This is a genomic window from Rhizobium sp. YTUHZ044, assembly GCF_051123975.1.
Taxonomy (GTDB): domain Bacteria; phylum Pseudomonadota; class Alphaproteobacteria; order Rhizobiales; family Rhizobiaceae; genus Rhizobium.
In genome coordinates this window covers 60,959-71,953 of sequence record NZ_CP101428.1, presented here as the reverse complement: position 1 = coordinate 71,953, position 10,995 = coordinate 60,959, and the positions used below count along the sequence as shown (strand labels likewise).

Here is a 10,995-nt window from a genome sequence, read left to right as displayed (position 1 = left end):
CAACGCCCTTGCCGCGGGCACCGCCGCCAACACTAGCTGGCAGGCGGCATCACCAGCGACTGATGGCAATGCACGCCGGCGAGAACACCCGAGGCGGAGGCGAGCGTGCCGCTGTGCATGGAGCTCGCCGCATCGCCGGCGGCGAAGACGCCCTTGACGCTGGTCTCCTTGTTTTCGCCGGTGCGGATCACCGGCCCGAAAGCGCCGTCGTCGAAGGCGCAGCCCAGCTGTTCGGCGATCGGGCTCGCCATCGCGGTCTTCGGCGCGACGAAGACGGCGTCGAGCGGCACGATGCGGTCATCGGCGAGACGTACCGCCTGGAGTTTCGGACTGTCGCCGAGCAATTCCACGATCGGGCTGCGTTCGATGCGTACACCGCGGTTCGTCAGCCGCGCCAGCTGCTCTTCATCGGGCTCGAACAGTGCCTGGGTGAAGAAGGTGGTCGCGCCCCAGTCCGGGATCATCATGGCGGAATGGGCCGAATGCGGGTGGTTTGCAAGGACGCCGAGTTCGCCGCCGCTCACCTCGTAGCCGTGGCAATAGGGGCAGTGCAGCACGGAGCGGCCCCAGCGCTCCCCAAGGCCGGGGATGTCGGGCAGCGTATCGCTGACGCCGGTCGCGAGAATGAGGCGGGCAGCGCGTTCTTCACCGCCGCCTTCGATGGTGATGACGAATTCCTCACCCTCCTTCCGGGCGCGGGTAACCTTGCCGTCGCGAAATGTTATGTTCGGATAAAGCGAAAGCTGCCTCTTCCCCTCACCCATGATCGCCGCCGGCGCCTGGCCGTCCTGGCCGAGAAAACCGTGCGAAGCTTGCGAAAACCGGTTTCGCGGCGCGCCGGCATCGACGAGCAGAACCCGCCGCCGCGCCCGGGTGAGCTGCATGGCTGCCGACAGGCCGGCAAAATTGCCGCCGATGACGATGACTTCGTAGGACATGCGCTGACTCCTTCGATATTGGTTCATGAATCATCATAAGTTACATGAAACCAGGCGGTCAAGACTCATGTCGCTTGTCTTGTTACAAATTGGCTGCGATAATGGCGCGCTCGCTCGACAGGACAGAACCATGCGCAACGACAGCCGCCTTTCCCGCATGCTGCACGTGCTGATCCACATGGATCGGCATCAGCATGCGGCGACCTCCGAAATGATTGCAAAGATGCTGAACACCAATCCCGTCGTCGTTCGCCGCACGATGGCCGGGCTTCGCCAGCAGGGCTATGTGCGTTCGGAAAAGGGCCATGGCGGCGGCTGGACGCTGGTGCGACCCTTGTCCGAGATCACCCTGCTCGACGTCTATAACGCGCTTGGCGAACCGCACGTCTTTGCCATCGGCCCCGCCGACGATCAGCCCAAATGTCTGGTCGAGCAGGCGGTGAATAACGCGCTGGCCGATGCGATGAAGGAGGCGGAGGCGCTGCTTTTGAGGCGGCTGGGCAGCGTGACGCTGGAGGAAATCGCGGCTGAATTCGAGGCAAAACTGACGGCGCGCTCGGCAGCGGCTTATTCCTGTGCCTCGTGAGCGGAAGCTCCTAGAATTCAGCCGTCACGCCCCCTCACCGTCCAGGAGGTTGTATCGCGATCGGGGTGCTGATTGCTGCTCTCCTTGATCGCCGCCGCCCAGTCGGCGCCGTTATTTTCGGTTGCACCGGTATTTTCTATGTCGGTGATCGTGTCGAACCATGTCACCATGTTCTCGGTGCAGGTATTGGCATGCGGCGAGAAAGGGTGCGGATTGTCGAGCGAACCGATCATCAGGTTGGTGCGACCGTTTTCCAGGTGGTGGAAGAACAATGGGGTGCCGCAATTGGCGCAGAAGCCGCGCTCGACAAGCTCCGAACTCTTCCAGACGCTCGGCTTGCCGCGTGTCCAGCTGAGCGCATCATCGGGAGCGGCGACCAGCGCGGCAAAGATGTTGCCCGAGGCCTTCTGGCACATGCGGCAATGACAGAGATGCGAATTGTCGAACATGGCGGTGGCGTGGTAGCGCACGGCACCGCACTGGCAGCCGCCGCTCACTTCCATCTCGATGCGTTTCATTTTCTCCTCCTTCAACAGGCGGGTGGGGCCGGGGCCTACTCTCCCCCTCACACCCGCCGATACAGAAAGTAACGCCCTTCCTTGATTCCCTCCGGCAGCGGCATCGCCGCAAGCTCCGAATGCTCCAGCGGCAAGCCGCTGACCGCAATGCCGTTCGGGGCGAGCACGCCGGCCATCAGCTGCGGCAGCCAGGTCAGCGTCACCGCGTCGATCTCGTCATGGCCGGTGCCGATATCGGCGTGGGCAAGGGCCGCGCCGATCCCGAGGAAGGCCTGACCGGAATCGCGGATGTTGCCGGTCACCATATCTTGCGGCTCCGGGGTCGAGGCCGAATAGGAACGGACCTCCCAGTCGAAGGCGATGATGCGGCGGTCGGGGAATTTTTCGCGCAGGTGGTCATAGGTGCGGCCGTTGCCGAGGCCGAACTCCAGCACCGGGCCTTCGATGTCCTCGACCAGATCGGTGATTGCGTTCAGAATGTCGCGCTGGGCCGTCAAGCGGCGAATGAAGCTGTCGAGGCGGCTCATCGAAATCCGTATCCGTGATGAAAATCGTGAGCGCGTGCTAACACATGAAACCTTGCCAAGTCGATTGCCGTAAATGGGAATTGGCGTTGCAGCAGCGATATGGGTCTGTGCTAAGGTCGATGCCATGACAATCGTGAATGACGAAGAATTCTTTGCGAACGTGCCGCGCTTCAGCGCCTTCGAGGGCGTGACCGATGCCGGCAATTACCGGCCGCTGCCGGAGGGATGGGTGCTGGCGCTTGCCGATATCGTCGGTTCGACGCAGGCGATCGCCGGCGGCCGCTACAAGGACGTCAACATGGCCGGCGCCAGCGTCATTTCGGCGGTGCTGAATGCGGTCGGCAAGGGCGACTATCCCTTCGTCTTCGGTGGTGACGGCGCCCTGATTGCGCTTCCGGGTTCGCTGGAGAAGGCGGCGCGGGATGCGCTGGCCGCCGTGCAGGTCTGGGTCGAGGAGGATCTCGGCCTGATGTTGCGCATCGCCATCGTACCGGTCGCCGATACCCGCGCAGAGGGCCTCGACGTCCGTGTCGCCCGCTATTCCGCAAGCCCGCATGTCACTTACGCAATGTTCTGGGGCGGCGGCACGAGCTGGGCGGAACGACAGATGAAGCTTGGCCACTATGGCGTCGGCCGCGCCGCCCCCGGAACGCGGCCGGATCTCACCGGCCTTTCCTGCCGATGGAGCCCGATCGAGGCCGAGAATGGCGAGATCGTCTCGATCATCGCCGTGCCCGGCGAAGGCCGGCCGGGCGAAGAGTTCCGCGATCTCGTCAACGGCATCGTCGCCATCACCGCCGAGCAGAGCCGCGGCAGCCATCCGGTGCCGGCCGACGGCCCGAAATTCGCCTTCTCGCTGAAAGGTATCAATCGCGAGGCCAAGGCCACCGCGCCGGCCGGCAAACGTCTGCGGCAGAAGCTGATCATCTTCCTGCAGCTCGCGATCACCGTTCTCTGCTACAAACTCGGCATTCCGCTCGGCCGCTTCGATGCCCGCCGCTACAAGGGCGACGTCGCCGGCAATTCCGATTTCCGCAAGTTCGACGACGGGCTGAAGATGACAGTCGATGTCGACGCCGCGCGCTTGAAACGGATCGAGACGCTGCTGGAAGACGCGCGGGCGAGAGGCATCGCCCGCTACGGCCTGCATCGCCAGTCCTCGGCGCTGATGACCTGCTTTGTGCCGACGCCGATCTCGCGCGACCACATGCATTTCATCGATGGCGCCGCCGGCGGTTATGCGGTGGCCGCCAGCCGGATGACCGGCAAGTCGCTTTCGGCCGTTTCCGTTACGCCTTGACGACGTGATCGGCGGAAAGGCCGAGCCGGCCGAAGACGTTGCGCGTGTCGATGATCAACGCCGCACTTTCGGCGAGCGCCGCATAATCCACCCCGTCATGATCGGTCGCGACCAGCACGACATCATAGCCGGCAACGGCCTCCGGCGTCAGCGCCACCGACTTGCGACCCTTCAGCGCTTGGTATTCGCGCGTCGGCGGGATCTCGGCGACGAAGGGGTCGTGGTAATCGGCCCGTCCACCACGCTCCTCGATGAGCTCGATCAGCCGCAGCGACGGGCTCTCTCTTATATCGGCGACGTTCTTTTTGTAAGCGAGCCCGAGCACCAGCACGCGGCTGCGGCTCAGCGCCTTGCCGGCGCGGATGTCGAGCGCCTCGGCAAGCTTGCCGACGACATAACGCGGCATCGCCGAATTGATCTCGCCGGCCAGCTCGATGAAGCGGGTCGGCAGCTCATATTCGCGCGATTTCCAGGTGAGGTAGAAAGGATCGATCGGGATGCAGTGGCCGCCGAGCCCCGGGCCGGGATAGAAGGGCATGTAGCCGAAGGGCTTGGTCTTGGCCGCATCTATGACTTCCCAGACGTCGATGCCCATAGCCGCATAGACGGTCTTCAGCTCGTTGACCAAGGCGATATTGACCGACCGGAAGATGTTTTCGGTGAGCTTCACCGCCTCGGCCGTCGCATTCGAGGAGACCGGCACGACGGTCGACACTGCGGCACCGTAAAAACTTTTCATCAGCGCCAGCGCCTCGGCGCCGTCGCCGGCGACGACCTTGGGAATGGTGGCTGTGTGATAATGCTGGTTGCCGGGATCCTCGCGCTCCGGCGAGAAGCCGACGAAGAAATCCGCGCCGGATTTCAACCCGGTGCCTTCGAGGATGACCTTGACGATATCATCGGTCGTGCCGGGATAGGTGGTCGATTCCAGCACGACGAGTTGACCGGGGCGCAAATGCGCGGCGATCGAGCGCGACGTCGCCTCGACGAAGGAAAGATCGGGATCGCGATGTTTGGTGAGCGGCGTCGGCACGCAGATGATGATGACGTCGCAGGCGGCAAGACCGGCGAAATCGGTCGTCGAATGGAAGCGACCCGCATCGATCTCGGCGGCCAGCGCCGCATCGCTGACGGCATCGATATAGGAGCGGCGGGCATCGAGCGCCACCATCTTCCCGGGATCGATATCGAAGCCGGTAACCGCAAAACCGCTGCGCGCCACCGCAATCGCCAGCGGCAGGCCGACATAGCCAAGCCCGATGACGCCGGCACGCGCCGCGCGGGTTTCGATCTTCTGCAAAAGCGTGTCGAAGGTGGAGGTGGCCAAGGCGGGATCTTTCAAACGGAACAGGGGAAGCTGATCTAATGCATGATCGCGTGGAATTAAACCCGAGGCCCTCTTCTCCCTGGTGGCAATATCGCCCGTTGGCGGCGAAGACCCTCCCCACAAGTGGGAGGGGCTAGCGGCAGGCGGATAAGGGGCTGATCTCGCCGATCTCCTGGCCGGATAAAACCCCTTACCCGGGGTGTGGCGGAAATGACTCAGGCCGTGCCCTTCGCTGCAACTTGAGCGCACAAAAAATTCCACATCCCATTGTTTCGCATTTGCAGCATCCCTATTTTGACTTTTGATAATGAACCGCGAAAGGACTTCCCGTCCGATCCCCCAGCCGGGGAGATGAGGGGCGCCGCTGCCGGGCTCTCGGCAAATCGTTGACAAATAATACCGCTCGTACATCCTGATTTCCTTTCGACCTGCGCATGACGATGTGCCGGCCGAGGGACTTTTTCTCTTGGGGATGGCGTGCTTTATGAGGATCATACCGAGAATGAGCACGATCGAATCCAGCGTGTCCTCCATCCTGTTGGACCGGGTCGCTGAATGGCTGACGAACTCTTCGCTGGCCGGAGACGAGCTTGAAAACATCGTGCGCGGTTTCTGCGAAAGGCTCACCGCCGCCGGCCTGCCGCTGGCCCGCGTGCATCTTTCCTTCTCGATGCTGCATCCGCTCTACGATGCGCTGAGCTTCACCTGGCGGCGCGCCAGCGGCGTCACCATCGAGGGCTTCCGCATGCCGGCCGGGCAGAAGCCGGATCGCTTCCTGCAGAGCCCCTATTATTACCTGCTCGACAACAATCTGCAGCACATCCGCCGCCGGCTGATGCAGGAAGGGCCGAACGAATTTCCGATTTTCGAGGACCTGCGCAAAGACAGCATCACCGATTACCTGGCCTTCGTGCAGCCCTTCGGCGACGGCTCGGTGCAGGGCATGATGGGCTCCTGGTCGACCGACCATAACACCGGCTTTTCCGACGACATGATCGATGCGCTGCTCAGGATGCAGAACCATCTGGCGGTTGCCGCCAAGATGGCGGTGCTCGGCAAGCTCGCCAACAACATGCTGACCACCTATCTCGGCGGCGATGCCGGCAAGCGGGTGTTGAACGGCCAGATCCGCCGCGGCGACGGTGAGACGATCCGCGCAGCACTCGTCATGGGCGACATGCGTGAATCCACCATGTATGCCGAAAAGGAAGGCCGGCAGGCCTATATCGACACGCTGAACCAGTTCTTCGACGCGATCGCCGCCCCTTTCAACCGTAACGGCGGCGAGATCCTGAGTTTCCTCGGCGACGGCTTCCTCGCCGTCTATCCTTGCGGACGTCACAAGGACCCATCGAAAATTGCCTGCGAGGCGGCTCTTTCGGCCGTCCATCAGGCGCAGGCGCGGGTGGCCGAACTCAACAGGGACCGCGAGCAGAAGGGCCTGACCAGGATCGGCTACGGCATCGGCCTGCATGTCGGCAACGTCATGTTCGGCAATGTCGGCCTCAAGGACCGCCTGACTTTCTCCGCCTTCGGCTCGGCGGTCAACGAGGTTCAGCGTTTGCAGATCCTGACCAAGAAATACGGCCGCGAGGTCGTCGCCAGCCAGGCCTTCGCCGGCTATTGCGGCGGCGAATGGACGACGCTCGGCGAAGAGAAGCTGCGTGGCATCCGCCAGAAGGTGACCGTGCTGCAGCCGCGCGCGCCCGCGCCGGCGATCAACGTCGACGAGAGCTTCCGCGAGGCCGTGCAGAACGGACTTTCCGAAGCCGAGCAGGTCATTCTCCTGCATCGCGACGCCAAGAATCAGGTCAAGCGCACCAGCATGGAGAAATTCATCCAGTAAGAGCTTACAACCGCTGTCATAATCTGCGCGTCTCACCCGGGGAACTTCGGCGGGACGTGGGGGTTTTTCTATGATTGTCATCAACTGGACACCCCGTTTGCGGTACGATAGTGTGCCTTAACGGGAACATAGAAGACTGGGGAATTTCATTGGTATGGCGTCTGCAGCGGATCTGTTGCGTATTGAAAATCTCGACGTCTCCTTTTCGGTTTTCGGTGACCGGCTACGCGTCGTAAAGGAAGCCAATCTTCGCATTCTTCCGGGCAAGGTCACCGCTCTCGTCGGTGAATCCGGCTCGGGAAAATCGGTGATCAGCCAGTCGATCATGGGCATTCTGCCCAATCCGGCCAAGGCCTCGGGCAGCATCCTTTTCACCGATCCGCTCGACGGCAGCACGACCGATATCCTGTCCTTTCCGCGCGACAGCGAGGAAATGCGCGATCTGCGCGGCAAGCGCATGGCGACGATCTTCCAGGAGCCGATGACCTCGCTGTCGCCGCTGCATACGGTCGGCAACCAGATCAGCGAAGCCTTGCGGATCCATACCGAAGCCGACAAGCAGGAAGCCCGCGAAAAGACCGAGGAGATGCTCGGCCTCGTCGGCTTTACCAATCCACACCGCACTTACGACATGTATCCGTTCGAACTGTCCGGCGGCATGCGCCAGCGCGCGATGATCGCCATGGCGCTGATCTGCAAGCCGGCGCTGTTGATCGCCGACGAGCCGACGACGGCGCTCGATGTGACGATCCAGGCACAGATCCTGGAATTGCTGCGCGATCTGCAGGCCAAGCTCGGCATGGCGATGCTGCTCATCACCCACGATCTCGGCATCGTCGCCAACATGGCCGACGAGGTGGTCGTCATCTATCATGGCGAGATCATGGAAGCTGGGCCGGTCGAGGATATCTTCCGCAATCCGCAGCATCCCTATCTCAAGGCCCTGATGGCCGCCGTTCCGCATTTCGACATGAAACCCGGCGAGCGGCTGAAGGCGCTGCGTGACGTGCCGGTCAATCTCGAGACCCTCGTCGGCAAGAAGAAACCCCTCCAGGCGGAAGCGCCGGGCATCCTGCTTTCGGTCGCCAATCTCTCGAAGACCTACAAGACGCGCAAGCGCAGTTTCCTCGGCAAGCATGAAGCCGCCGTCTTGCGCGCCGTCGACGACGTCAGCTTCGACATCCGGCGCGGCGAATGTCTCGGCCTGGTCGGGGAGTCCGGCTGCGGCAAGACCACGCTCAGCAAGATCCTGATGCGCGCCATCACGCCGGACAGCGGCGCGGTGGTGTTCAACGACGGCAAGGAGGTCGTCGACGTTCTCTCCGTCAAAGGCTCCGAACTGCAGGACATGCGGACGAAGATCCAGATGGTGTTCCAGGACCCGGTCTCCTCGCTCTCGCCGCGCATGACGGTCCGCAACATCCTGAGTGAACCTCTAGAGATCCATGACCGCGGCGACAGCGACGAGCGCAAGCGCAAGGTCGAAGGGCTGATGGCGGCAATCGGCCTCGACAAGCGTTATCTCAGCCGTTATCCGCACAGTTTTTCGGGCGGCCAGCGCCAGCGCATCGGTATTGCGCGCGCCCTCGCGCTCGGTCCGAAGCTCGTCATCCTCGACGAGCCGGTCTCGGCTCTCGACGTCTCCGTCCAGGCGCAGATCCTCAACCTGTTGAAGGACCTGCAGAAGGAGCTGGGGCTGACCTACCTCTTCATCTCGCACAATCTCGCCGTCGTCGATTACATGGCCGACCGCATCGCGGTCATGTGCAAGGGCCGCATCGTCGAGATCGCGCCGCGCGAGATCATCCTGCGTGATCCGGTGCATCCCTATACGAAATCGCTGCTCGCCGCCGTCCCCTTCCCCGATCTCGACCGGCCGCTGGATTTCAAGGCGCTCAGGGAAAACGGCGCCGCCGACAAGCAGAACTGGGGCAAGACTTTCACCGCCGAACATGACGACGCTTCCGAGCTTGCCTATGCCGACCTCGGCGACGGCCATCTGGTGCGCGCCCGCAAGGGCGCCGATGCCAAGGAGTTGCGCTGATGGTGACGCGTCGCACTTTCCTCGGCGGCCTCGTCGGCGCGGCGATCGCGCCGGCGGTGCTTCGGGCCGAACCGGCCGCCGAGCCCGAATTCCTGAAGGAGCGGCTGACCTCAGGCAGCCTGCCGCCGATGGCCGAGCGCATTCCGCTGCGCCCGCGCATCGTCAATCTGAAGGAGATGGGGCTCGAACCCGGCAGCTATGGCGGCACGGTGCGCACCATCATCGGCAGCCAGCGCGACATCCGTTTCATGACGATCTACGGCTATGCCCGCCTGGTCGGCTACGACAAGCATCTGCAGTTCCAGCCGGACATCCTGGCCGGGTTCCAGTCCGAGGACGACACGGTCTTCACCTTCACGCTGCGCGAGGGCCACAAATGGTCCGACGGTGAGCCGTTCACGGCCGACGATTTCCGCTACTGGTGGGAAGACGTCATCCTGAACGACAAGCTGACGCCGGGCGGCGGCGCACTCGAGCTTCGCCCACACGGCAGCCTGCCGCGCTTCGAGATGCTCGATCCGCTGACCGTTCGCTATACTTGGGATAAACCCAACCCGATGTTCCTGCCGAGCTTGGCCGGCCCGCAGCCGCTCGTCATCTTCGGGCCGGCGCATTACCTGAAGCAGTTCCACAAGAAGTTCCAGCCGGACCAGGCGAAGATGGAACAGATGATGCAGACCTTCCGCGTCAAGAAATGGCAGGACCTGCACATCAAGATGGCGCGCTCCTATCGTCCGGAAAATCCCAACCTGCCGACGCTCGATCCCTGGCGCAACACGACGGCGCTGCCGGCCGAGCAGTTCGTCTTCGAGCGCAACCCGTTCTTCCATCGCGTCGACGAAAACGGCAGGCAGCTTCCCTATCTCGATCGTTTTATCCTCAACGTCTCTTCCTCGTCGATCATCGCCGCCAAGGCCGGCGCGGGCGAGGCCGACCTGCAGGCAACCGGCATCGACTTCAACGACTACACCTTCCTGAAGGAGGCGGAGAAGCGCTTTCCGGTGAAGGTCAATCTCTGGAAGGTCGCGCGCGGCTCGCGCATCACGCTCTTGCCGAATCTCAACTGCGCCGACGAGGTGTGGCGCGGCCTTTTCCGCGACGTGCGCCTGCGCCGGGCGCTGTCGCTGGCGATCAACCGGCACGAGATCAATATGGTCGCCTTCTATGGATTGGGCACGCCGAGCGCCGATACCGTGCTGCCCGACAGTCCGCTCTTCAAGCAGGAATATGCCGACGCCTTCGTCAAGTTCGATCCCGACGAGGCCAACCGCCTGCTCGACGAGCTCGGCCTGACCCGCCGCGGCGACGACGGCATCCGGCTGCTGCCGGACGGGCGACGCGCCGAGATCACCGTCGAGACCGCCGGCGAAAGCAATCTCGACACCGACGTGCTGGAACTGGTGCATGATCACTGGGCCGATATCGGCCTTGCGCTTTATACCCGCACCTCGCAGCGGGACGTCTTCCGCAACCGCGCCATGAGCGGCACGATCATGATGTCGATCTGGTACGGCCTCGACAATGGCGTGCCGACGGCCGACATGTCGCCGTCCGGTCTTGCGCCGACGCTCGATGATCAGCTGCAATGGCCGCTCTGGGGCATGCATTATCTCTCCGCCGGCCAGGAAGGTGTCGCTCCCGACCTGCCGGAGGCGGCAGAGCTGGTGGACCTGCTCGGCCAATGGGGCTCGACGGCAAAATTCGAGGAGCGCCAGGCGATCTGGCACAGAATGCTGTCGCTCTATACGCAGCAGGTCTTCTCAATCGGCCTCATCAACAGCACGCTGCAGCCGATCCTGCGCGCCGCCAAGCTGCAGAACCTGCCGGAGAAAGCGCTCTACGGCTTCGATCCCACCTCCTATCTCGGCGTCTACATGCCGGATGTTTTCTGGTACAAGGAGGCCTGAGG

9 protein-coding genes are annotated in these 10,995 nt (G+C 62.9%); 5 read left to right on the top strand and 4 right to left on the bottom strand.

Annotated elements, in window-relative coordinates:
- Positions 1–32: 32 nt before the first annotated feature.
- Positions 33–938, bottom strand: coding sequence for an NAD(P)/FAD-dependent oxidoreductase (locus tag NL154_RS25705; RefSeq protein ID WP_221123099.1), 906 nt, complete (start codon positions 936–938; stop codon positions 33–35).
- Positions 939–1,068: 130 nt separating this feature from the next.
- Here NL154_RS25705 and NL154_RS25700 point away from each other — a divergent pair, with 130 nt between their 5' ends.
- Positions 1,069–1,524 (top strand): Rrf2 family transcriptional regulator, encoded by a 456-nt coding sequence (locus NL154_RS25700; RefSeq protein WP_210632512.1) that lies wholly within the window; start codon positions 1,069–1,071, stop codon positions 1,522–1,524.
- A gap of 17 nt (positions 1,525–1,541) precedes the next feature.
- Here the strand turns inward: NL154_RS25700 and NL154_RS25695 are convergent, their stop codons facing one another.
- Positions 1,542–2,042, bottom strand: coding sequence for a GFA family protein (locus tag NL154_RS25695; RefSeq protein ID WP_221153280.1), 501 nt, complete (start codon positions 2,040–2,042; stop codon positions 1,542–1,544).
- Between the two features lie 47 nt (positions 2,043–2,089).
- Entirely contained in the window at positions 2,090–2,569 is a 480-nt protein-coding gene (locus NL154_RS25690) for a class I SAM-dependent methyltransferase (protein WP_221153279.1), read from the bottom strand.
- A gap of 124 nt (positions 2,570–2,693) precedes the next feature.
- Between NL154_RS25690 and NL154_RS25685 the strand changes: the two genes are divergently transcribed.
- Positions 2,694–3,869, top strand: coding sequence for a DUF3095 domain-containing protein (locus NL154_RS25685; protein WP_247241785.1), 1,176 nt, complete (start codon positions 2,694–2,696; stop codon positions 3,867–3,869).
- On the opposite strand, the gene NL154_RS25680 is transcribed toward NL154_RS25685, so the two are convergent.
- Complete coding sequence (locus NL154_RS25680; RefSeq protein ID WP_434734470.1) at positions 3,859–5,196, bottom strand: nucleotide sugar dehydrogenase; 1,338 nt, start codon at positions 5,194–5,196, stop codon at positions 3,859–3,861. The genes NL154_RS25685 and NL154_RS25680 overlap by 11 nt on opposite strands.
- Positions 5,197–5,698: 502 nt before the next feature.
- On the opposite strand from NL154_RS25680, the gene NL154_RS25675 reads away from it, so the two are divergent.
- The 3 genes from NL154_RS25675 to NL154_RS25665 all read left to right on the top strand — a co-directional run bounded on the left by NL154_RS25675 (position 5,699) and on the right by NL154_RS25665 (position 10,993).
- Complete coding sequence (locus NL154_RS25675; protein ID WP_272784213.1) at positions 5,699–7,042, top strand: adenylate/guanylate cyclase domain-containing protein; 1,344 nt, start codon at positions 5,699–5,701, stop codon at positions 7,040–7,042.
- A 154-nt stretch (positions 7,043–7,196) separates the two neighbouring features.
- The gene (locus NL154_RS25670; RefSeq protein WP_183608879.1) at positions 7,197–9,086 is read left to right on the top strand and encodes an ABC transporter ATP-binding protein; all 1,890 of its coding nucleotides are present in this window, start codon (positions 7,197–7,199) and stop codon (positions 9,084–9,086) included.
- A complete protein-coding gene (locus NL154_RS25665; protein WP_434734469.1) occupies positions 9,086–10,993 on the top strand; it encodes an ABC transporter substrate-binding protein in 1,908 nt (635 codons plus the stop codon). The genes NL154_RS25670 and NL154_RS25665 overlap by 1 nt, the downstream gene beginning before the upstream one ends.
- Positions 10,994–10,995 lie beyond the last annotated feature (2 nt).